19 protein-coding genes are annotated in these 21600 nt (G+C 62.7%); 11 read left to right on the top strand and 8 right to left on the bottom strand.

The window, feature by feature from the left end:
• Positions 1-23: 23 nt before the first annotated feature.
• The 4 genes from R6254_RS14605 to hpaI all read left to right on the top strand — a co-directional run bounded on the left by R6254_RS14605 (position 24) and on the right by hpaI (position 4401).
• Positions 24-1493, top strand: coding sequence for an NAD-dependent succinate-semialdehyde dehydrogenase (locus R6254_RS14605; protein WP_318407836.1), 1470 nt, complete (start codon positions 24-26; stop codon positions 1491-1493).
• Between the two features lie 101 nt (positions 1494-1594).
• A complete protein-coding gene (locus R6254_RS14600) occupies positions 1595-2596 on the top strand; it encodes a Bug family tripartite tricarboxylate transporter substrate binding protein (protein WP_318407834.1) in 1002 nt (333 codons plus the stop codon).
• Positions 2597-2600: 4 nt separating this feature from the next.
• Positions 2601-3560, top strand: coding sequence for an NAD(P)-dependent oxidoreductase (locus tag R6254_RS14595; protein WP_318407833.1), 960 nt, complete (start codon positions 2601-2603; stop codon positions 3558-3560).
• A 37-nt stretch (positions 3561-3597) separates the two neighbouring features.
• Positions 3598-4401, top strand: a complete 804-nt coding sequence (hpaI, locus tag R6254_RS14590; protein WP_318407832.1) for a 4-hydroxy-2-oxoheptanedioate aldolase — start codon at positions 3598-3600, stop codon at positions 4399-4401.
• A gap of 55 nt (positions 4402-4456) precedes the next feature.
• Here hpaI and R6254_RS14585 read toward each other — a convergent pair whose 3' ends face one another.
• Entirely contained in the window at positions 4457-5218 is a 762-nt protein-coding gene (locus R6254_RS14585; protein ID WP_318407831.1) for an SDR family oxidoreductase, read from the bottom strand.
• 158 nt (positions 5219-5376) lie between these two features.
• On the opposite strand from R6254_RS14585, the gene kynB reads away from it, so the two are divergent.
• The 3 genes from kynB (at position 5377) to kynA (ending at position 8297) form a co-directional block, all read left to right on the top strand.
• Complete coding sequence (gene kynB, locus R6254_RS14580) at positions 5377-6039, top strand: arylformamidase (RefSeq protein WP_318407830.1); 663 nt, start codon at positions 5377-5379, stop codon at positions 6037-6039.
• The gene (kynU, locus tag R6254_RS14575; protein WP_318407828.1) at positions 6036-7310 is read left to right on the top strand and encodes a kynureninase; all 1275 of its coding nucleotides are present in this window, start codon (positions 6036-6038) and stop codon (positions 7308-7310) included. The genes kynB and kynU overlap by 4 nt, the downstream gene beginning before the upstream one ends.
• A 141-nt stretch (positions 7311-7451) precedes the next feature.
• Positions 7452-8297: a tryptophan 2,3-dioxygenase gene (gene kynA / locus R6254_RS14570; protein WP_318407827.1), complete on the top strand. Its 846-nt coding sequence runs from the start codon at positions 7452-7454 to the stop codon at positions 8295-8297.
• A 798-nt stretch (positions 8298-9095) separates the two neighbouring features.
• Here kynA and R6254_RS14565 read toward each other — a convergent pair.
• From R6254_RS14565 to R6254_RS14545, 5 genes are all read right to left on the bottom strand, one after another.
• Positions 9096-10277, bottom strand: a complete 1182-nt coding sequence (locus R6254_RS14565; RefSeq protein WP_318407826.1) for an FAD-dependent monooxygenase — start codon at positions 10275-10277, stop codon at positions 9096-9098.
• A gap of 101 nt (positions 10278-10378) precedes the next feature.
• A complete protein-coding gene (locus R6254_RS14560; RefSeq protein ID WP_318407825.1) occupies positions 10379-13264 on the bottom strand; it encodes an aconitate hydratase in 2886 nt (961 codons plus the stop codon).
• 70 nt (positions 13265-13334) lie between these two features.
• Positions 13335-14558, bottom strand: coding sequence for a phosphoglycerate dehydrogenase (locus R6254_RS14555; RefSeq protein WP_318407823.1), 1224 nt, complete (start codon positions 14556-14558; stop codon positions 13335-13337).
• Entirely contained in the window at positions 14551-15633 is a 1083-nt protein-coding gene (serC, locus tag R6254_RS14550) for a 3-phosphoserine/phosphohydroxythreonine transaminase (protein WP_318407821.1), read from the bottom strand. The genes R6254_RS14555 and serC overlap by 8 nt, the downstream gene beginning before the upstream one ends.
• A 123-nt stretch (positions 15634-15756) precedes the next feature.
• The gene (locus R6254_RS14545; protein ID WP_318407820.1) at positions 15757-16161 is read right to left on the bottom strand and encodes a hypothetical protein; all 405 of its coding nucleotides are present in this window, start codon (positions 16159-16161) and stop codon (positions 15757-15759) included.
• 177 nt (positions 16162-16338) lie between these two features.
• Here R6254_RS14545 and R6254_RS14540 point away from each other — a divergent pair, with 177 nt between their 5' ends.
• Entirely contained in the window at positions 16339-17169 is an 831-nt protein-coding gene (locus R6254_RS14540; RefSeq protein ID WP_318407889.1) for a helix-turn-helix domain-containing protein, read from the top strand.
• Between the two features lie 158 nt (positions 17170-17327).
• Here R6254_RS14540 and R6254_RS14535 read toward each other — a convergent pair whose 3' ends face one another.
• Positions 17328-17510, bottom strand: a complete 183-nt coding sequence (locus R6254_RS14535; protein ID WP_318407819.1) for a hypothetical protein — start codon at positions 17508-17510, stop codon at positions 17328-17330.
• Between R6254_RS14535 and R6254_RS14530 the strand changes: the two genes are divergently transcribed.
• From R6254_RS14530 to R6254_RS14520, 3 genes are all read left to right on the top strand, one after another.
• Positions 17509-17802, top strand: a complete 294-nt coding sequence (locus R6254_RS14530; protein ID WP_318407817.1) for a type II toxin-antitoxin system HigB family toxin — start codon at positions 17509-17511, stop codon at positions 17800-17802. The two genes, R6254_RS14535 and R6254_RS14530, sit on opposite strands and share 2 nt — an antisense overlap.
• Before the next feature lie 19 nt (positions 17803-17821).
• Positions 17822-18196 (top strand): helix-turn-helix domain-containing protein, encoded by a 375-nt coding sequence (locus R6254_RS14525; RefSeq protein ID WP_318407815.1) that lies wholly within the window; start codon positions 17822-17824, stop codon positions 18194-18196.
• Positions 18197-18400: 204 nt separating this feature from the next.
• Positions 18401-18829 carry a hypothetical protein gene (locus tag R6254_RS14520; RefSeq protein WP_318407814.1) on the top strand — a complete coding sequence of 143 codons (429 nt, stop codon included), beginning with the start codon at positions 18401-18403 and terminating at the stop codon, positions 18827-18829.
• A 140-nt stretch (positions 18830-18969) separates the two neighbouring features.
• Here R6254_RS14520 and R6254_RS14515 read toward each other — a convergent pair whose 3' ends face one another.
• Positions 18970-21585 (bottom strand): bifunctional aconitate hydratase 2/2-methylisocitrate dehydratase, encoded by a 2616-nt coding sequence (locus R6254_RS14515; RefSeq protein ID WP_318407812.1) that lies wholly within the window; start codon positions 21583-21585, stop codon positions 18970-18972.
• Positions 21586-21600 lie beyond the last annotated feature (15 nt).

Below are 21600 nucleotides of genomic sequence, written 5' to 3'. Positions count from 1 at the left end.
GCGCCCCATTTCATTCAAATTTTATGCCACTGACACTCACCCGCCCCGACCTGCAGCGCAGCGCCAACTTCATCGCCGGCCAGTGGTTGCCTGCTAGCGGCACCATGCTGGCCGTGACCGACCCGGCCACCGGCGAGGTCATCACCCAGGTGCCGGATTCGGGCGCAACCGAGGCGCTGGCCGCCCTGGATGCCGCGCACGCTGCCTTCCCCGCCTGGCGCAAGGTACCGGCCAAACAACGCGCAGCCATCCTCAAACGCTGGAACGACCTGGTGCTGGCCCACCAGGACGACCTGGGCAAACTGATCTCGCGCGAACAGGGCAAGCCCCTGGCCGAGGGCAAGGGCGAAGTGAGCTATGCCGCCAGCTACATCGAATGGTTTGCCGAAGAGGCGACACGCATGAACGGCGAGCTCATTCCCGCGCCCGTGCCGGGCCGGCGCATGTTCGCGCTGAAGGAGCCCGTGGGCGTGGTCGCTGCCATCACCCCCTGGAACTTTCCCGCCGCGATGATCGCACGCAAGATCGCGCCGGCGCTGGCCGCCGGCTGCACCGTGGTCTGCAAACCGGCCGAAGACACACCGCTGACCTCGCTGGCCCTGGTGCTGCTGGCGCACGAGGCCGGCGTGCCGCCGGGCGTGCTCAACATCGTCACCGCCTCGCGCGAGAAAACGCCCGAGGTGGTGGATGTGTGGCTGGACGATACACGCGTGCGCAAGATCACCTTCACGGGCTCCACGCCCGTGGGCAAACACCTGGCGCGCCGCAGCGCAGGCACGCTGAAAAAACTCTCGCTTGAGCTGGGCGGCAATGCGCCTTTCATCGTGTTCGAGGACGCTGACGTGGACGCGGCCGTGGACGGCCTGATGGCCGCCAAGTTCCGCAACGGCGGCCAGACCTGCGTGTGCCCCAACCGCGTGTTTGTGCATACCAGCGTGCACGATGCCTTTGCCGCCAAACTCGCCGCGCGCGTGGCCGCCCTGAAGGTGGGCCCGGCCAGCGATGCCGCCTCGCAGATCGGCCCCATGATCAATACACGCGCCGTGGAAAAAATAGAGCGCCACGTGCAGGACGCGCTGGCCAAGGGGGCCACCGTGCTCACGGGCGGCCGGCGCCTGCCCGAGCTGGGTGCTACCTACTACGCCCCCACCGTGCTTTTGAACGCCGACGCCACCATGGCTTGTGCCGGCGAGGAAACCTTCGGCCCCGTGGCGCCGCTCACACGTTTCACGGACGAAGCCGAAGTCATCGCTGCCGCCAACGACACCCCCTTCGGCCTGGCCGCTTACTTCTATAGCAACGACTTGCGCCGCGTCTGGCGTGTGGCCGAGGCGCTGGAGAGCGGCATCGTCGGCATCAATGAAGGCGCGCTGGCCGCCGAGGCCGCGCCTTTTGGCGGCGTGAAGGAGTCCGGCTACGGCCGCGAAGGCTCCACACACGGTCTGGACGATTACCTGCACACCAAGTATCTCTGCCAGGGACTGCTCGACTGAGCCGCCCCTGGCAAGTGGCCCCAGGGCTGGCCCAGGCAATCAGCCTGAAATGCCCTTGAAAAGATTCCCGATCATTTGAACGATATAAGGAGACAACGACCATGCAACCCTTTCTACCTACCATTCGGCGGGCCACCCGCCACCTGCTGCTGCTTGCCGTTGCTGCCACCTGCGGACTGAGCCCTGCGGCCTACGCACAAAACGACTATCCCAACAAGCCGCTGACCCTGCTGGTGCCCTACCCCGCCGGCGGCGCCAACGACGCCGTGGCGCGTCTGGTGGGGCTGAAGATGGGCGAGAACCTGAAGCAGCCGGTCATCGTCGACAACCGTCCCGGTGCCGGCACCACCATCGGTACCGCGGCAGCAGCCAAAGCGGCGCCCGACGGCTACACGCTGGTGCTGGGCTCGCTGGCGAGCCACGCGGTCAGTCCTCACCTCTATGCCAAGCCAGGTTATGACGCCATCGCCGACTTCACCCCCGTGGGCATCATCGGTGTGGTGCCCATGGTGCTGATCGTCGCCAAAGACTCGCCCTACACCGACCTGCGCTCGCTGGTCGAAGCTGCCAAACGTCAGCCGAATGCGCTGAACTATGGCTCCGCGGGCAACGGCTCCCCGCTGCACCTGGCGGCCGAGCTGTTCAAGCAAAACGCGCATATCCAGATCAACCATGTTCCCTACAAGGGCGGCAGTGCCCACACCATGGACCTGATGGGCGGCCGGCTCGACATGATCCTTGATACATTGACCAGCGCCACACCCTTGATCAAGGGGGGCAAGGTCCGGGCCTTGGCCGTCGCAGCCTCCTCCCGCCTGCCCGAGTTGCAGGGCGTCCCCACCTTTTCGGAGGCGGGTTACCCCGGGTTTGAAGTCAATGCCTGGTATGCGTTGTACGCGCCAGCCAAGACCCCCAAAGAGGTGGTTGCCCGTCTGAATACATCGCTGGTGAGCGTGCTCAAACAACCCGACGTTCTGGAGAAGTTCAGCAACCTGGGCGTTCGGACCCAGCCCGGCACACCGCAAGATCTGGCCCGTTTTACCCAGGACGAATGGAACCGTTATGGCAAGGTCATTCTCGCCGGCGGCATCCGCATTGACTGACCCCATGACCATCCCCTTCCAGGTTCTCGTCACCGCGCCCCACTGGGCGCCCTCTGCGCAAGACATCGTGCGCAACGCCGGTGGACAGATCACCTTTCTGCCCGAGCCCATCACCGAAGACGTGCTGGCAGCACAGCTGGTAGCCACAGGCGCGCAGGCCGTGGTGTTGCGTGGCTCCAAACCGATTTCGGCGCGTGTTCTGGCGGCCGCCCCGGCCTTGAAGATCGTCGCCAAGAATGGGGCGGGTGTGGACAGCGTGGACCTGGTTGCGGCGCGCCAGCGCGGTGTCGCCGTCGCCGTGGCGCCCGCAGCCAATGCCGATGCCGTGGCCGAACACGCGCTGGCGCTCATGCTCGCACTCACACGGCAGTTGACCTTGCTCGATGCCATGGTGCGCGGCGGCCGCTGGGCCGACAGCACCTGGCAAGGGCGTGATTTCCGCGGCGCCGTGGTCGGCATCGTGGGTTACGGCAGCATAGGTCGCAGCACCGCGCGCCTCGCTGCCGCGCTGGGCGCCCGGGTGCTGGTACTGCGCCCCCATGGGCAGGCGGACAGCCATGCCACGGAACCCGACTTGGACCGTTTTCTGGCACAGATCGACATCCTGAGCCTGCACTGCCCACTGACCGAACGCACCCGCGGCCTGATCGGCGAGCGCGAACTGGCACGCATGCGGCGCGGCAGCCTGCTCATCAATACGGCACGCGGCCCCGTCGTGGACGAAGCGGCGCTGCTGCAGGCCTTGCGCTCCGGTCATCTGGAGGGCGCCGGGCTGGACACGTTTGACACCGAGCCCCTGTCCGCGGGCCACCCGCTGCTGGCACTGCCCAATGTGTTACTCACGCCGCATGTCGCAGGCGTCACCTGCAACGCGGCACTGCAAGTGGCCAACATCACGGCCCGCAACATCGTGGACTACCTGGCTACCGGCAGCTTGCCCGCCCATCATCTGGTGACGGGCTGAGTCCGCACCGCCACTTTTTTAATCAAACACTTCCGTCATGTCTGCCAACAACCCCTTCAAAACCGCCCTCGCCGCCCAGCAGCCCCAAATCGGCTTGTGGCTGTCCATGGCCGATCCCTATCTGGCCGAGGTCAGCGCCACCGCCGGCTTCGACTGGCTGCTGATCGACGGCGAACATGCGCCCAACGATTTGCGCAGCACACTCGCGGCCCTTCAGGCCGTCGCCCCCTACCGCTCGCAACCCGTGGTGCGTGCCGTGGCCGGCGACGTGCCGCTGATCAAACAATTGCTCGACATAGGCGCGCAAAACCTGTTGGTGCCCATGGTCGACACCGCCGAACAAGCCCGCGCCCTGGTCAGCGCCACCCGTTACCCGCCCCTGGGCATTCGCGGCGTCGGCAGCGCCGTGGGCCGCGCATCGCGCTGGAGCGCACGTACCGACTACCTGGACAAGGCCGACGACGAGGTCTGCCTGCTGGTGCAGGTCGAAACCGTGACCGCATTGAACAACCTGGAAGCCATCTGCGCCGTGGACGGCGTGGACGGTGTTTTCATAGGCCCGGCTGACCTGGCCGCGTCCATGGGCCACCGCGGCAAACCCGGCCACCCGGAGGTGCAGGCCGCCATCGAACAGGCCATGACAACCATCATCGCCTCCGGCAAGGCCGCAGGCACACTCACCTCAGACCCGGCGCTGGCGCGGCGTTACCTGGCCCTGGGCTGCACCTTTGTAGCCACAGGGGTGGATGTTCTGATGTATGCCAACGCCGTCCGGCGTCTGGCGGCTGACTTCAAATCGTCCAGCACCGCGCCGGCGGCGGGGCCCAGCGCGGCTTATTGAACCTGGCAACAGCCCTTAGGCTGCGCGCACCCTCCAGCGGGGTGCGCGACAACCATCAACCCCGTCCCACAAACGGCATCTTCGTCGCCATGATGGTCATGAACTGCACGTTGGTGGACAGCGGCAAGGCCGCCATGTGCACCACTGAATCAGCAACATGGTTCACATCCATCAGCGGTTCAATCGCAATCTCGCCATTGGCCTGCGGCACCCCTGTGGCCATACGTGCTGCCAGTTCGGTCTGGGCGTTGCCGATGTCGATCTGGCCGCAGGCGATGTCGTACTTGCGGCAATCCAGCGAGATCGACTTGGTCAGCCCCGTGATGGCGTGTTTGGTGGCGGTGTAAGGCGCCGAGTTGGGACGCGGCGCGTGGGCCGAAATCGAGCCGTTGTTGATGATGCGGCCGCCTTGCGGTGACTGAGCCTTCATCAGCCGGATCGCCTGCTGTGCGCACAAAAAGGAGCCGGTCAGGTTGATGTTGACGACGTTTTGCCATTGCTCGAAGGTCAGCTCCTCCATGGGCACCGGCGGCGCACCCACACCGGCGTTGTTGAACAACAAGTCCAGCCGCCCAAACACCTGCTGGGCCTGGTCAAAGGCTGCGCGCACCGCCTCAGGCTGGCTGACATCACAGGGCACGGCCAGCGCCCGGCTGCCGGCGCCCGACGCCTGGACCACCTCGTTCAAAGGTTCGGCACGCCGGCCGACCAGCACCACGCTGTAGTCCTCGCGCAGCAGCGCCAGGGCCACCGCTTTGCCTATGCCTGTACCCGCGCCCGTTACCAATGCCACTTTGCCTTTGCCGCTCGAATTCATGCTGTTCCTCGAAATGGTTGTTGATGCTGAAAACGCCTGTCTCCGGCGTCAGCCACCGACTGTACAGCCCGTCCTGGCTTTGCGCTGGCGAGGATCTATTTCAGTCGCTGTTGGAAATAACCGACACCATGGTTTTTTGATAGTGATAACTTAAAAGCATGCCTACTTTGAACCGAAAAATCTGGGACATCTCGCCCGCCGTCGACGAGCAGGCGGCCGTGTTTCCGGGTGACGCGGCGTATTCGCAAAAGCTGCACTTTGCGCTGTCGCCCGGCTGCCCGGTGAATGTGAATACCCTCACTTTCTCGCCGCACACCGGCGCCCATGCCGACGCGCCCATGCATTACGCCAACGGTGAAGCGGCGATTGGTGCCGTGGACTTGTTGCCTTATCTGGGCCCCTGCCGCGTGATCCATTGCCTGGACTGCGGGCCGCTGGTGGAGCCGCAACACATCGCGCACGCGCTGGAAAATTTGCCGCCGCGCGTGTTGCTGCGCACCGCCGCCGTGGCCAGCCAGTCTTGGGCTTCTTTTACGGCCATAGCCCCCGCCACTCTTGCGCTGCTAGCTAGCAAAAACATAGCGCTTGTCGGCATCGACACACCCAGCGTGGACCCCGCCACCAGCCAGGACCTGCCCAGCCACCACCTGCTGCTGCAACACGATTTGCGTGTGCTGGAAAACCTGGTGCTCGACGAGGTGCCGGCCGGTGACTACGAACTGATCGCCCTGCCACTGAAACTAACCCAGGCCGATGCCTCGCCCGTTCGCGCCATCCTGCGCGAACTGCCCGATGCTGGCGCCATTTTGAGAGAACTATGACCACCCTGAACGACTGCCGCACGCTTGATGCCCGCGATCCCCTGCGCCCGCTGCGCGAACACTTTGTATTGCCCGAGGGCGTGATTTACCTCGATGGCAACTCGCTGGGCGTGTTGCCTAAAAGCGCGGCGGCCCGCGTCGCCGAGGTCATCACCCAGGAATGGGGCCAGGAGTTGATCCGTTCCTGGAACAGCGCCGGCTGGTTCCATCTGCCGCAACGCCTGGGCGACAAGATCGCCCGGCTGGTGGGCGCCAACCCGGGCGAGGTGGTGGCCACCGACAGCACCTCGGTCAACCTCTACAAGGTGCTCAGCGCCGCGCTCAACATCGCCGCAGAAGATGCACCGGATAAAAAAGTCATCATCAGCGAACGCAGCAACTTTCCGACCGACCTCTACATCGCCGAAGGCTTGTGCCGCGAGCGTGGTTATCGCCTGCAACTGGTCGAGGCCGGCGAGATCCTGGCCGCCCTGAACGACGACGCCGCGGTGCTGATGCTCACCCAGGTGAACTACCGCACCGGCGCCATGCACGATATGGCGGCGCTGACGGCTGCCGCCCACGCAGCCGGTTGCCTGGCGGTCTGGGACCTGGCGCACAGCGCCGGCGCCGTGCCGGTCAAGCTGCAAGCTGCGCAGGCCGACTTTGCAGTCGGCTGCGGCTACAAATACCTCAATGGCGGGCCAGGCGCGCCAGCCTTTGTCTGGGTCCATCCACGCCATGCCGACCGCTTCCAGCAGCCCTTGTCAGGCTGGTGGGGCCATGCCGCACCGTTTGAGTTCACCAGCGATTACCGTCCGGCACCGGGCATCACCCGTTACCTGTGTGGCACCCAGCCCATCCTCAGCCTGGCTGCGCTGGAATGTGGGCTCGACGTGTTCGGCGCCGCCGAAGCCCTGGGCGGCATGCCCGCCCTGCGCGCCAAGTCGCTGGCGCTGACCGATCTGTTTATCACGCTGGTGGAGGAACGCTGCGCCGGCCAGGGCCTGGGCCTGGCCACGCCGCGCGAACATGCACAGCGCGGCTCACAGGTTTGTCTCTCGCGTAGCGAAGGCGCCTACGCCATCGTGCAGGCGCTGATCGCACGCGGCGTGATTGGTGACTTCCGAGCCGGTGACGGCGCGGCGCACCCGGACATCCTGCGTTTCGGCTTCACGCCGCTTTACATCGGTTTTGAAGATGTCTGGCAGGCGGTGGAACATCTGAAACAGGTGCTGGAAACCGCTGAATGGCAGCGTCCCGAATTCAACCAGAAACAGGCGGTAACCTGAACACATGGCCCCCACGGTCGTCCACTGCGTGTGCTCCCTGCCCCCCGAGGGGGCCACTGCGCCTGCGGCCCGGCAAAGCCGGTTCCGCGGCCCCTCCCCGGCTCGATACCGGGGCCTTTCCTTTCCGGTTGGAGAACATCCATGAACACACAGCGACCGGCAGACATCGTCCGCGACGAAAAAGCCCAACTCGACTTCAGCCGCGACATGAGTTACGGCGACTACCTGCAACTCGACGCCATTCTGGGTGCGCAAAAACCGCTCTCGCCCGCGCACGACGAGATGCTGTTTATCATCCAGCACCAGACCAGCGAGTTGTGGATGAAACTGATGCTGCACGAGTTGCGCGCGGCGATTGACAATGTGGCCAAGGACGAACTTGGCGCTGCGTTCAAGATGCTGGCACGTGTCAGCAAAATCATGGAGCAACTGGTACACGCCTGGGATGTGCTGGCCACCATGACACCGCCCGAATACAGCGCCATCCGCCCTTACCTCGCCAACTCCAGCGGTTTCCAGAGTGCGCAATACCGCTGCATCGAGTTTGCGCTGGGCAACAAAAATGCCGCCATGCTCAAGCCGCACGCACACCGGCCTGATTTGCTGGCGCAGGTGCAGGCCGCGTTTGAAGCACCTTCACTCTACGACGAAGCCCTGCGCCTGCTGGCCAGGCGCGGCCTGGCCGTACCGGCCAGCCACACCCAGCGCGACTGGACACAGGGTTATGTGGAAAGCGACGCGGTCGAACAAGCCTGGCTGCTCGTCTACCGCGACCCGAAAAAATACTGGGACCTGTACCAGCTTGGCGAAGAACTGACCGACCTGGAAGACACCTTCCGGCTCTGGCGTTTTCGCCACGTGACCACGGTGGAACGTGTGATCGGCTTCAAGCGCGGCACCGGCGGCACCGGCGGCGTGAGTTATTTGCGCAAGATGCTGGATGTGGTGTTGTTTCCGGAGATCTGGAAGCTGCGCACAGATTTGTAAGAGAAATCAGGCTGTAGCCACCGTCTATAGGGCGTAATCAGTTACTGAATTCATAGCGACCGTATGTCTCCGTTCGGGCTGGGGTTTGACATCCCAGCATCGCGCTGCACCTGTGGGTTGTTCTGGACAGTAGGACGGACTCCCCACTCCCACCCCTAACCCCTGCCCTCGCCCCGCTGGGCGATGGAGGGGGACTTCATTTAACCATGTGTGCTGCACTGGGGTAGATGAATGACGGTCTCTTTGGAAGGACCGACGAGGACGCGCAAAGCGCGTCCTCGTCTCCCCGCATCCGTTCCCGCTTCCCACCCCCTTCTGGCTGCGCCGAGGAGCACAGGGCCAGCCGGATCAGGGCGAGCGATTGTCTGAGCGTAGCGAGTTCGAGCTCGACCCCGGCTGGACCGAGCACCGGAGGCTGCCCGCAGCGAAGCGTAGGGACGCAGACAGCAGGGTCGCCTTTTCTTTTGCTTACTTTTCTTTTGGCGACGCAAAAGAAAAGTGAGTTGCCGCCGGGCAACCCCGGCTTGCAGGCAAGCTACCGCACCCTGAACAACGTAAACAGTCAGTGAACATGGATCCCGGATCAAGTCCGGGATGACAAACCGGGTGAATGGGCGATTCAACGCGCTATCAATTCAATAGCTTCTCATGCCCGTCAAATAAGGGGCAGAAGCACATTTCACCAATGGATTCGCGCAACCAAGCCACCAGCAGGACCTGAAATGCCCAAGAATTTACAAGAAAAGAGGCTGCAGCCCTTGTTCCACGGTCGCAAGCAGCTACAAATTCAGTAGCAACTCATTGCCCGCCATACAACCACGGCACGTCCAGCAAACGTTCCCCCAGCAGCTTCATCGATGCGTCCCGCCCCCAACGCATCAGGCCGCAGGCATGGAAGATTTGCCCATTGCGGATGGCCCGCTGCTGCACCTGTGCGTTGCGTTGCCAGCGGTTCAGCGCGTAGCGGTTCAGCATGGTCGGCACATCCAGCGCCGGGTCCAGTGCCTGGGCCAGCATGCGCCCGAGTTCTGCGGCGTCCTCGATCGCCATGCCCGCGCCTTGCGCCAGGTAGGGACGCATCGGGTGCGCGGCATCGCCCAGCAAAGCGACGCGGCCCAAGGCATGCTGCCAGGCGCCCTGCAAGGGCGGGCGGTCACACAGCACCCAGAGCCGCCAGTCGGGGACGGCCTGCACCAGGTCTTGCAGCGGCACACAAGTCCCGGCCAGCGCCGCGCGCAGGCCGGCTGCGTCGGTGCCATGGTCCCAATCGTCCAGCGCGCCGGGCGCCTCGCCCTGCACAATGCCGACCACGTTGAGCCAGTCACCACCGCGCACCGGGTACTGCACCACATGCAAGCGTGGACCCAGCCAGGCGGTGATCTGGCTGGAACGTAAAGCTTCAGGCAAATCGGTCTGCCGGACCAGCGCGCGGTAGGCCAGGTGGCCGGTGCTGCGCGGCGGCCCGTCGCCCAGCAGCCATTGCCGTACCGGGCTCCACAAACCATCGGCGCCCACCAGCACGTCACCCTCCAGCGCCGGGCCTTCGGGGCCCTGCACCGTCACGGCTTCGGCACTTTGTGTGAAGCGGTTCAGTGTGCAATTCAGCCGCAGCGTCACACCGGCTTGTTGCACAGCCGCCAGCAACAGGCCATGCAGGTCAGCTCTGTGCACGGTGGCATAAGGCGCACCATACCGCTGGCGTATCACCTCGCCCAGGCGCAGCAGCCCCAAGGTCTTGCCCGAGACCGCACTGCGTACTTCGAGCTGCTTGGGAAAAGCGGCGACGGCGGCCAGTGCGTCGGCCAGGCCCCAGTCGTGCAAGACCTTGACCACATTGGGTCCGATCTGGATGCCGGCGCCCACCTCGCTGAAAACCGGTGCACGTTCGTACAGGCGCACATGCCAGCCGGCGCGCGCGCAGGCCAGCGCAGCCGCCAGCCCGCCAATGCCGCCGCCGGCGATCAAGGCTTGGTGGGTCATGAGGAAAGGCCCCCACGCGCATTCACGGCATGTAGTTCACGCTGCCCCACGGGGGCGAATTTTCCTGGGGGCGGCTCTGTGAAAATAAGTCCGGTGCTCACTTAAGCAGCCAGCAGCTGCCGCAACACAAAAGGCAGGATGCCGCCGTGGCGGTAGTAGTCCACCTCGATCGGGGTGTCGATACGCAGAATCAGCTGCAGCTTTTGTTGCGTGCCGTCGGCGCGGGTGATCACCAGGGTGGCTTCACTTTGCGGTTTGAGGTCGGGATCGGGCAAGACATCGATCACTTCCTTGCCGGTCAGCCCCAGCGTTTGCCAGGAGTCGCCGGCCTTGAACTGCAGCGGCAACACCCCCATGCCGACCAGGTTGCTGCGGTGGATACGTTCAAAACTTTTGGCCACCACGGCCTTGATGCCCAGCAACTGCGTTCCCTTGGCGGCCCAGTCGCGCGAGGAACCGGTGCCGTATTCTTCACCCGCAAAAATCACGGTGGGCATGCCGTTGGCCATGTATTGCATGGCTGCGTCATAGATAAACATCTTCTCGCCGCCGGGCTGGTACAAGGTGACGCCGCCCTCCTCGCGTGAACCGTCGGAGCCGGCCGGAATCATCAGGTTTTTGATACGCACATTGGCAAAGGTGCCGCGCATCATCACCTCGTGGTTGCCGCGGCGCGCGCCATAGCTGTTGAAGTCGGTGTTCAACACACCATGGGCCAGCAGCCACTGGCCGGCCGGTGAGCTGGCCTTGATCGAACCTGCCGGCGAAATATGGTCGGTGGTGATCGAGTCGCCAAACAGCGCCATGATACGCGCACCGTTCACAGTTACCGACTCGTTTTGACCTGCAGCCGCCGTCTGACGGGGGCGATCAGCTATGGTTTCCATAGTAAAGTCCTTAAAGAAAGGCGGCTCGGCGATGTAGGTGCTTTTGGGCCAGGTGTAAGCGGTGCCGGTCACACCCTTGATGTTTTCCCAGAGTTTGCCGGGCTCGGACTTGACCTTGGCGTAGTTCTCGCGGAAGGCCTTGCCGTTCATGGCGAACTTCATCAGTTTGTAGATCTCGTCGCTGGTCGGCCAGATGTCGCCGAGGTAGACATCCTTGCCACCCTTGCCCTTGCCCACCGGTTCGGTCATCAGGTCGCGCATCACCGTGCCGGCAATCGCATACGCCACCACCAGCGGCGGGCTGGCCAGGAAGTTGGCTTTCAGGTTGGGGTGGATACGTGCTTCAAAGTTGCGGTTGCCCGACAACACAGCGGCACAGACAAGATCGCTTTTATTGATGGCTTCGTTGATCTCTGGCGTCAGGTCGCCGGCATTGCCGATGCAGGTGGTGCAGCCGTAACCGGCCACCGCGAAGCCGAGTTTTTCCAGGTAGGGCAACAAACCGGTTTTGGTCAGGTACTCGGTCACGATGCGTGAGCCGGGCGCCAGCGAGGTCTTGATGTGCGGCTGCACTTTCAGGCCTGCTTCGACCGCTTTTTTGGCCAGCAAACCAGCCGCCAGCAAGACGCTGGGATTCGAGGTGTTGGTGCAACTCGTGATCGCCGCGATCAGCACATCACCATTGCCGATGCTGATGCCGGCTGACTTGGACGGCGGGGGCAACACGTTGGCCTGCGCCGTGGCCAGCGTGGGGCGGTTGCTTTCCATCTCGACCACCGAGCGCGGCGCGCCCGAGGGTGTGGGCGGCGCACCCGGCACGGTGTCCACGCGGCCATGGTCGACATGCCTGAGCAGATGCCGCGTGGCCAACATGGCGGCCGGCTGGTTGAAGCCGTTTTCAGCGTTCGGTTTGCTGAACAAGGACGCGAACTGGCTGGCCACCTGACCCAGCTCGATGCGGTCCTGCGGACGTTTGGGGCCGGCCAGGCTGGGCGTCACATCGCCCAGGTCCAGCTTGACCACTTGCGAAAAATCAATCTCGCCGGCCTTGGATACACCAAACAGGCCTTGCGCACGGAAGTAGGCTTCAAAGGCCTCGATCTCAGCTTTGGTGCGGCCGGTGCCGGTGAAATATTCAATCGTTTTTTCATCGACCGGGAAAAAACCCATGGTTGCGCCGTATTCGGGCGCCATGTTGGCAATCGTCGCGCGGTCCGGCAACGCCAGCGTGCGTGTGCCTTCGCCAAAAAACTCGACAAACTTGCCGACGACTTTTTCCTTGCGCAGGGCTTCCGTCACGCGCAAGACCAGGTCGGTGGCGGTGACACCCTCACGCAAACGCCCGGTCAGCTCAAAACCGACCACATCGGGCGTCAGCATATACACCGGCTGGCCCAGCATGGCAGCCTCGGCCTCGATGCCGCCCACGCCCCAGCCAACCACACCGATGCCGTTGATCATGGTGGTGTGGCTGTCGGTGCCGACCAGGGTGTCGGGGTAATACACGCCGTCATCGCCCTTGTGCACACCACGCGCCAGGTATTCGAGGTTGACCTGGTGCACGATGCCAAAGCCCGGTGGCACCACACCAAAGGTGTCAAAGGCCTGCATGCCCCACTTCATGAACTCGTAACGCTCACGGTTGCGCTGGAACTCCAGCTTCATGTTCAGGTCCAGCGAGTTTTTCTTGCCGTAGTAGTCCACCATGATGGAGTGGTCCACCACCAGGTCCACCGGCACCAGCGGCTCGATACGTTTGGGGTCTTTGCCCAGCTTCACGGCGACGGCGCGCATCGCGGCCAGGTCGGCCAGCAGTGGCACGCCGGTGAAATCCTGCAAGACCACACGCGAGACCACGAAAGGGATTTCTTCGGTGCGGTCGGCGTTGGGAAACCAGTTGGCCAGTTGCTTGACATGTTCGGCGCTGACTTTTTTGCCGTCGCAGTTACGCAGCACGGACTCCAGCACGATACGCATGGACACCGGCAGGCGCGAGATTTTGGGAAACTGTTTGGCCAGCGCGGGCAGCGAATAAAACTTGCCGGTCTTGCCGGAAGCGGTCTTGAAGGTCTTCAGGGTGGAGGCGAACTCGTGGGCCATGGTGAACTCCTAGTCTTGTGGTTTTGACACTATTGTCACGCTGTCAGGTTTCTCATCGCAAGGACAGGGCTTAAGCTGCGGGCCGCAGCGCCTGGTGATCCGGATCAGGCAGATAACGCACACCCAACACGCCGCTGATGGCACGGAGCTGGTCCAGCACCACCCCCGAGACCGGGCTGTCCACATCAACCAGCGTGTAAGCCATGTCGCCGCGCGACTTGTTGACCATGGTGTGGATGTTCAGGCCGGCCTGGGCCATGGCGGTGGAAATTTGCCCCAGCATATTCGGCACATTGGCATTGGCAATCGCCACGCGAAAGGCGGATTCGCGCGCCATGACCACCGCGGGAAAGTTGACGGCATTGATCACGTTGCCGTGTTCCAGGTAGTCGCGCAACTGGTCGGCCACCATGATGGCGCAGTTTTCTTCGGCTTCGCGGGTGGACGCACCCAGGTGCGGCAGTGCAATCACGCGCTCGTGGTGGTTCAGGGCCGCGGAAGGAAAGTCGCAGACATACCAGCCCAGCTGTTTTGCATCCAGGGCGGCCAGCACCGCGCTTTCGCTGACCACCCCTTCGCGCGAGAAATTCAGCAACACCGCGCCCTGGCCCATGAGTTTGAGGTTGTCGACATGCACCAGGTCACGCGTGGCCTGCACCAGCGGCACATGCAGGGTGACAAAGTGCGCGTTTTTCAGCACCTCGGCCACGCTGCCGGCTTTTTTGACCTGGGCCGGCAAGCTCCAGGCCGCGTCCACCGTGATGTCGGGGTCGTAACCCAGCACCTGCATGCCCAGCTTGATGGCCGCATCGGCCACCAGGCAACCAACCTTGCCCAGGCCCACAATGCCCAGGGTGTGGCCGGCCAGCTCAAAACCGGCAAAGTTTTTCTTGCCCTCTTCCACGAGCTTGTCCATGTCGGATCGGCTGCTGTCCAGGCTGCCGACAAAACGCAGCGCCGGCGCGATATTGCGCGCCGCCAGCAACATGCCGGTCAGCACCAACTCCTTGACGGCGTTGGCGTTGGCACCCGGCGCATTAAACACCGGCACGCCGCGCGCACTCATGGCGGGGACCGGGATGTTGTTGGTGCCGGCACCGGCGCGGGCGATGGCCTGCACACTGTCGGGGACCGTCATGCCGTGCATGTCGGCCGAACGCAGCAACACGGCGTCAGGCCGAGAAAAGTCTTTGCCGACGCTGTAACGCTCTGCCGGCAGGCGCTTCAGGCCATTGGCTGAAATCTGGTTCAAGACCAGAATCTCGAAGCGCCGCGCCGGCAGGCCCTCAGGCATGGCTGGCCTCAAACTCCTTCATGTAGGCCACCAAGGCCTGCACGCCTTCGACCGGCATCGCGTTGTAAATCGAGGCCCGCATGCCGCCGACCGAGCGGTGGCCCTTGAGCTGCACCATGCCGCGTGCCTGCGCACCTTTGAGGAAAGCCTCGTCCAGCGATTCGTCCTTGAGCTTGAAAGGCACGTTCATCAGCGAACGGTCTTCGGGCGCCACCGGGTTGCTGTAAAACGAGGTCGCATCCAGGTAGTCATACAGCAGCGCAGCCTTGTGGCGGTTGTGGGCTTCCATGGCTTTCAGGCCACCCAGCGCTTTGATGTGTTTGAACACCAGGCCGGCGATGTAAATCGCGTAGGTCGGCGGCGTGTTGTACATCGAGTCGTTGTCGGCCTGCTGTTTGTAGTCAAACACAAACGGTGTGTGTTGCATGGCATGGCCGATCAGGTCTTCGCGCACGATCACCAAGGTCAGGCCCGCGCCGCCTATGTTTTTCTGCGCACCCGCATAAATCAGGCCGTAACGGCTGACATCGATGGGCCGCGACAGGATGTTGGACGACATGTCGGCCACCAGCGGCACGGCGCCGGTGTCCGGCGTCCAGTGGTACTCGACACCGCCTATGGTTTCGTTGGAGCAGATATGCACATAAGCCGCGTTCGGGTCCAGCTTCCAGGTGTCGAACTTGGGCACGCTGGTGAAACCCGTGGCTTCGGCGCTGGCGGCCACATTGACCTGGCAATAATTTTTGGCTTCCTTGATGGATTTTTTCATCCACTCACCGGTGTTGATGAAGTCCGCGCTGGCATGGCCGCGCAAGAGGTTCATCGGGATGCAGGCGTTTTGCCCCAAACCGCCGCCTTGCAGAAACAACACCTTGTAGTTGGCCGGAATGGCCAGCAGCTCGCGAAAGTCCGCTTCCGCCTGGGTGCAGATGGAGATGAACTCCTTGCCGCGGTGGCTCATTTCCATCACCGACATGCCGGAACCGTTCCAGTCCAGCATTTCTGCGGCCGCCTGGCGCAGAACGGGTTCAGGAAGGGTGGCCGGGCCGGCGCTGAAATTGAAAACGCGTGTCATGAAAAAGACTTTCTAAGGGGAAGGGAGTGGGCGAACACCTCGCGTGATCGCCACACTCCACAGCATACAAGAAAGTCCTCCCGCAGGGGCAGTCCGCGCAGGCTTGGCCCTGCCTGCTGGCACTCACCAGGCGTGTTGCACAGCGGTTTTACGCAGGCCAAACCATTGCAGCTCAGCCAGCAAGCCCACGGCCACGGCCTGAACAGCGATAAACACCTGGCCCAGCAAGGTCGGCGTCACCAGCCCGCCAAAAAGCAGTGCCAGGCAGCCCAGCACCCACAACAGGTTGGCCGCAATCAAGACCCAGACCAGCTCGGCGTGTACAAACTGCCGCGTGGCGATAAAGCTGATGCCCGCCACATAAACCAACAGCAACCAGCCCGAAGCCACCAGCAAACCTTCTGGCAGGCCCAGCAAACCGGCCAGAAAGCCGGGCAGCAGCAGTTGCAGCGCGCCGGTGGCCACACCGGTGGCAGCGTCCAGCCACAAGATACGACACAGAAAACGGGGGGAAGCAAAAATCGACATGGTGAAACTCCTGGGTTGGTTCATCGGTGCATGGATCCCGGGTCAGGCCCGGGATGACAGCCTTGTCATGGCGGGCTAGACCCGCAATCCATGGCAGCCATCATTGCCTCACCGCTGCAGCCCGTCGATAACCTGGGAGGTAATGGCGCGGCGGCCGGCCTGGCTTACGATGGCGCCATGTTGACCAGCCCTCACACCCCTGCCCGGCCTTCGCGTACCAGCCCGCAAGCCTTTGGCGAACACCTGCGCCATTGGCGCCAGCACCGGCGCCTGAGCCAGCTGGACCTGGCCAGCGAAGCCGACATCTCGACCCGGCACCTGAGTTTTGTCGAAACCGGCCGGGCCAGCCCCAGCCGCGAGATGGTGCTGCGCCTGTCCGAGCGCCTGGACATCCCGCTGCGCGAGCGCAACACCTTGCTGGTGGCCGCCGGTTACGCGCCCATGTACCGTGAACGCCCGCTGGACGATCCGGCCCTGGACGCCGCGCGGCAGGCGGTCGAACTGATACTCCAAAGCCACGAGCCCTACCCCGCGCTGGCGATTGACCGGCACTGGAACCTGGTCGCGGCGAATCGCATGGTGCCGCTGCTGATGGCCGGCGCCGATGCGTCGCTGCGGCAAGGCACGGTCAATGTGTTGCGTCTGAGCCTGCACCCGCTGGGACTGGCCCCGAACATCGCCAACCTGGTGCAGTGGCGGGCCCACCTGTTCGAGCGCCTGCGCCAGCAGATCACGGCGACGGCCGACCCGGTACTCGTCGATTTACTGGAAGAATTACGCGCCTACCCGGTGCCCGAAGGCAGCCACCAACACCTGGAAGGCGAACACGCGGGTGTGGTCATGCCTTTCAAGTTCACGACGCCGACAGGCGTGCTCAGCTTCATCAGCACCACCACCATCTTCGGCACACCGGTGGATGTCACCCTGCAGGAGCTGGCCATGGAAACGTTTTTCCCGGCTGATGACTTCACCCGGCAAGCCCTGCAGGCCTTGATGGCGCCAGCCTGAGGGCGGCTTGTTCGCTACCAATTAAATAGCTGCTTGCGTCCACCGGATATGGGCTGGAGGCACTATTGAGTCTTCAATTCGAGCGCCGGTCGGCCTCTGAACGACAGCTGGCATGGGGCATTGCCTGCTACTGCAGCGGCATCTGAAGCCCCCCACCGTCACGCCGACGGCAGGCGGCACAGCCACCCGCTGCCGGAGGCTTGTAGCGAGCTGCGACTTTCGAAAAGAGCAAGGCCCTGCTCTGTCAGAAAACTGCAGGGCCTCTTCTCATTGGCGCACTGCCGCTCACCCAGTTGATCCTTCATTGCTCCCAAAACGGGAACATGGTAGAGTTCAGTCATGCGAATCATCGCCTTGGGCACCCTGCGCGACTTCTGGGTCAAACACCCCGACGCACTGGAGCCGCTGAGCGCCTGGTATGCCATCGTCGCCCGCGTCCATTGGGCCTCGCCCGCGGACGTGAAGGCGGCTTACCGCCATGCCAGCTTTCTGCCGGGTAACCGGGTGGTGTTCAACGTCAAGGGCAACGACTATCGCCTGATCGTGGCGATGCACTACAACCGGCAAATCGCTTACGTCCGCTTCATCGGAACCCATCGCCAATACGACCAGATCGACGCCAGCAAGGTCTAAATTAAGGTGTAAAGCCATCATGAACATTCACCCCATCCGTACCAAAGCCGACTACCGCGCGGCGCTGCAACGCATAGACGCGGTGTGGGATGCCAAACCCAGGTCGACCGAAGCAGACGAGTTGGAAGTACTGAGCCTGCTGGTCGAAGAATACGAAAAGAAACACATCACCGTGCCGCAGGTGGACCCTGTCAGCCTGCTGCTGCATGTGATGGAAGCGCGCCAGTTGACCCGCAAGGACCTGGAGCCCTACATCGGCTCACGCGCCCGCGTGGCTGAAGTGCTCAACCGCGTGCGCCCCTTGTCACTGGAAATGATTCGGCGCTTGTCTGCTGGGCTTGATTTGCCTGCGGACTTGCTGATTGCGGGGTATGAATTGCGGGAGGTGGCGTGATGAACCTTGTCCTCTGGCCTCGCGTTCAATGGGGCGGCACCTTGTGGAATTCAGAATACCTGTACGTCCTTTCAGTTCGTTGGTGTAACCGCTTGTCCTTCATGAAGAAGCTTGGAAACTGCAAGCAACGTTATCCGGTAGTCCACCGGAAATTTCTGCAGTTTTTCGAGACATATCGAAGTTAGAAAGCATCGAGGTAAAGCGATGAATTTTGTATGGGCCTTAGTTCAAGTGTTGGTCGGCGCATTTATTTTGTTTACTGTTGCACGCGTCACGTACAGCAAGTTAGCTCCTCGCTTTGGCTGGGGATGGGTCTTGCTAGTTTTCGTAGTTGCTTTGGCCAACATGCTCCTGCACAGATTTCTGGGAAACAGCATTAACCCGCCATTCTTCACTGCAGTTCTATTCGGTATCACATTGAATGGCATCGCGCCTGCGTCATCGGACGATGGCGCGAGTTCATTGAGTGCGCGTCGGTTGTTCCGGCAGGGAATTGCAGCAGTAGTAGTTGCCACCCTGCTGGGTTGGCTTTCATACGCCGAGGTAGGCACTGCGCCATCTAACAAGCGGCTCCAGAACGACCGACAAAGTGCTTCGCACTTTGCGTCCCTGCCGTTGATCGGCGGCGTCTGAGCTGCGACGTTAAGGTATAGCAGTGCGCTATTGCCGGGCTGAGGTTTTTGGCGTAGTGAAGATGGATTCCGGGTCGAGCCCGGAATGACATAAAAAAGAGCGGCCCGAAGGCCGCTTTTTCACGAAGCGCGTCAACTCTATTAAGCCGGCACGCCGTCCTTCACCGTGTCCGCCATGTCCGTGTAATCCTTGACCTGGTCAAAGTTCAGGTACTGGTACACGGTGTCACTGGCAGCGGTCAACACGCCCATGTCGGCCATGTATTCGGCCTTGGTCGGGATACGGCCCAGCTTGGAGCAGATCGCGGCCAGTTCGGCGGAACCCAGGTAGACGTTGGAGTTTTTGCCCAGACGGTTCGGGAAGTTACGCGTCGAAGTGGAGAACACCGTGGCGCCCTCTTTGACCTGTGCCTGGTTGCCCATACACAGGCTGCAACCCGGCATTTCCATACGCGCACCTGCCGAACCCAGCACACCGTAATGGCCTTCTTCGGTCAGTTGTTTGGCATCCATCTTGGTCGGCGGCGCCATCCAGAGTTTGACGGGGATGTCGCGCTTGCCTTCGAGCAGCTTGGACGCCGCGCGGAAGTGGCCGATGTTGGTCATGCAGCTGCCGATGAAGACTTCATCGATCTTCGCGCCAGCCACGTCGGCCAAGGTCTTCACATCGTCCGGGTCGTTCGGGCAGGCCACGATAGGCTCATGGATGTCGGCCAGGTCGATCTCGATCACGGCAGCGTATTCCGCATCCGCGTCGCCCTTGAGCAGCTGCGGGTCGGCCAGCCAGGCTTCCATGGCGGCGATGCGGCGCTTGATGGTGCGCACGTCCGAGTAACCGGTTGCAATCATCCACTTCAGCATGGTGATGTTGCTGGTGATGTACTCGATGATGGGTTCCTTGTTCAGGTGCACCGTGCAGCCGCCGGCGGAACGTTCGGCCGAGGCATCGCTCAGTTCAAACGCCTGCTCGACTTTCAGATCGGGCAGCCCTTCGATTTCGAGAATGCGGCCCGAGAAAATGTTTTTCTTGCCCTGCTTGGCGACGGTCAGCAAACCAGCCTTGATGGCGTACAGCGGAATCGCGTTGACCAGGTCACGCAGGGTGATGCCTGGCTGCATCTCGCCCTTGAAACGCACCAGCACCGACTCCGGCATGTCCAGCGGCATGACGCCGGTGGCGGCGCCGAACGCCACCAGGCCGGAACCGGCCGGGAAGCTGATACCGATGGGGAAACGCGTGTGGCTGTCGCCGCCGGTACCGACGGTGTCAGGCAGCAACATGCGGTTGAGCCAGCTGTGGATGATGCCGTCGCCCGGACGCAGTGGGATACCGCCGCGGTCACTCATGAAGTCGGGCAACTCATGGTGCATCTTCACGTCCACAGGCTTGGGATAAGCCGCCGTGTGGCAGAAGGACTGCATCACCAGGTCGGCGCTGAAACCCAGGCAAGCCAGGTCTTTCAGCTCGTCGCGGGTCATCGGGCCGGTGGTGTCCTGCGAGCCGACAGACGTCATCTTGGGTTCGCAATAGGTACCGGGGCGCACGCCCTGGCCTTCTGGCAGACCGACCGCACGGCCGACCATTTTTTGCGCCAGTGTGAAACCACGGCCGTTGTTGACCGGATCTTGCGGCAAACGGAACTGGGTCGACAGCGGCAGGCCCAACGCGAAGCGCGCCTTGGCGGTCAGGCCGCGACCGACGATCAGCGGAATACGGCCACCGGCGCGCACTTCGTCAAACAGCACCTCGCTTTTCAGCTTGAACTCGGCAACCACCTGGCCGTCTTTCAAGGCCTTGCCGTCGTAGGGACGCAGCTCGATCACGTCGCCCATGGCCATCTGGCTCACGTCGAGTTCGATAGGCAGCGCGCCCGAGTCTTCCATGGTATTGTAGAAAATCGGAGCGATTTTCGAGCCCAGGCAGACGCCGCCAAAACGCTTGTTCGGCACAAAGGGAATGTCCTGGCCGGTGAACCACAACACGGAGTTGGTGGCGGATTTGCGCGAGGAACCGGTACCGACGACGTCGCCGACGTAGGCCACGAGGTTGCCCTTGGCTTTGAGTTCTTCGATGAACTTGATCGGACCGCGTTTGCCGTCTTCCTCGGGCGTGACGCCGGGGCGTGCATTCTTGTGCATGGCCAGGGCGTGCAGCGGAATGTCGGGGCGGCTCCAGGCGTCGGGCGCGGGCGACAGGTCGTCGGTATTGATCTCGCCAGCCACCTTGAAGATGGTCAGCTTGATGGACTCGGGCACTTCAGGGCGGCTGGTGAACCACTCGGCATCGGCCCAGCTTTGCAGCACGGCCTTGGCGTAGCTGTTGCCCTTGTCGGCTTTTTCCTTGACGTCATGGAACTGGTCGAACATCAGCAAGGTGTTCTTCAGGCCGGCGGCGGCTTGTGTGGCCACGCTGGCTTGCGCGTCGTCGAGCAATGCAATCATGGGGCTGATGTTGTAGCCGCCCAGCATGGTGCCCAGCAGTTGTGTGGCGTGTTCGCGCGAGATCAGCGCGCATGTTTCCGTGCCGTGTGCCACAGCCGCCAGGTAGCTGGCCTTGACCTTGGCGGCGTCATCGACGCCGGCCGGCACGCGGTGCGTGATCAGCTCGACCAGAAAGGCTTCTTCGCCCTGGGGCGGGTTTTTCAGCAACTCGATCACTTCGCCGGTTTGTTTGGCCGACAGCGGCAGCGGTGGAATACCCAGCGCGGCGCGTTCTGCGACGTGGTTGCGATAGGTCTGGATGAATTCGGACATCATGGGGTTTTTTCTCCT

Source organism: Polaromonas potterensis (assembly GCF_033446725.1).
GTDB lineage: Bacteria > Pseudomonadota > Gammaproteobacteria > Burkholderiales > Burkholderiaceae_C > Polaromonas.
This window is presented reverse-complemented; position numbering and strand designations above follow the sequence as displayed.

Excerpts from the sequence above, each read along its gene's own strand:
- R6254_RS14600 (WP_318407834.1), top strand. The coding sequence starts at position 1,595 with ATGCAACCCTTTCTACCTACCATTCGGCGGGCCACCCGCCACCTGCTG.
- R6254_RS14515 (WP_318407812.1), bottom strand. The coding sequence starts at position 21,585 with ATGATGTCCGAATTCATCCAGACCTATCGCAACCACGTCGCAGAACGC.
- serC (WP_318407821.1), bottom strand. The coding sequence starts at position 15,633 with ATGACACGCGTTTTCAATTTCAGCGCCGGCCCGGCCACCCTTCCTGAA.
- R6254_RS14520 (WP_318407814.1), top strand. The coding sequence starts at position 18,401 with ATGAATTTTGTATGGGCCTTAGTTCAAGTGTTGGTCGGCGCATTTATT.
- R6254_RS14585 (WP_318407831.1), bottom strand. The coding sequence starts at position 5,218 with ATGAATTCGAGCGGCAAAGGCAAAGTGGCATTGGTAACGGGCGCGGGT.
- R6254_RS14565 (WP_318407826.1), bottom strand. The coding sequence starts at position 10,277 with ATGACCCACCAAGCCTTGATCGCCGGCGGCGGCATTGGCGGGCTGGCG.
- R6254_RS14530 (WP_318407817.1), top strand. The coding sequence starts at position 17,509 with ATGCGAATCATCGCCTTGGGCACCCTGCGCGACTTCTGGGTCAAACAC.
- R6254_RS14535 (WP_318407819.1), bottom strand. The coding sequence starts at position 17,510 with ATGACTGAACTCTACCATGTTCCCGTTTTGGGAGCAATGAAGGATCAA.
- R6254_RS14605 (WP_318407836.1), top strand. The coding sequence starts at position 24 with ATGCCACTGACACTCACCCGCCCCGACCTGCAGCGCAGCGCCAACTTC.
- R6254_RS14560 (WP_318407825.1), bottom strand. The coding sequence starts at position 13,264 with ATGGCCCACGAGTTCGCCTCCACCCTGAAGACCTTCAAGACCGCTTCC.
- R6254_RS14595 (WP_318407833.1), top strand. The coding sequence starts at position 2,601 with ATGACCATCCCCTTCCAGGTTCTCGTCACCGCGCCCCACTGGGCGCCC.
- R6254_RS14545 (WP_318407820.1), bottom strand. The coding sequence starts at position 16,161 with ATGTCGATTTTTGCTTCCCCCCGTTTTCTGTGTCGTATCTTGTGGCTG.
- R6254_RS14555 (WP_318407823.1), bottom strand. The coding sequence starts at position 14,558 with ATGCCTGAGGGCCTGCCGGCGCGGCGCTTCGAGATTCTGGTCTTGAAC.
- kynA (WP_318407827.1), top strand. The coding sequence starts at position 7,452 with ATGAACACACAGCGACCGGCAGACATCGTCCGCGACGAAAAAGCCCAA.
- R6254_RS14540 (WP_318407889.1), top strand. The coding sequence starts at position 16,339 with ATGTTGACCAGCCCTCACACCCCTGCCCGGCCTTCGCGTACCAGCCCG.
- R6254_RS14525 (WP_318407815.1), top strand. The coding sequence starts at position 17,822 with ATGAACATTCACCCCATCCGTACCAAAGCCGACTACCGCGCGGCGCTG.
- hpaI (WP_318407832.1), top strand. The coding sequence starts at position 3,598 with ATGTCTGCCAACAACCCCTTCAAAACCGCCCTCGCCGCCCAGCAGCCC.
- kynU (WP_318407828.1), top strand. The coding sequence starts at position 6,036 with ATGACCACCCTGAACGACTGCCGCACGCTTGATGCCCGCGATCCCCTG.
- kynB (WP_318407830.1), top strand. The coding sequence starts at position 5,377 with ATGCCTACTTTGAACCGAAAAATCTGGGACATCTCGCCCGCCGTCGAC.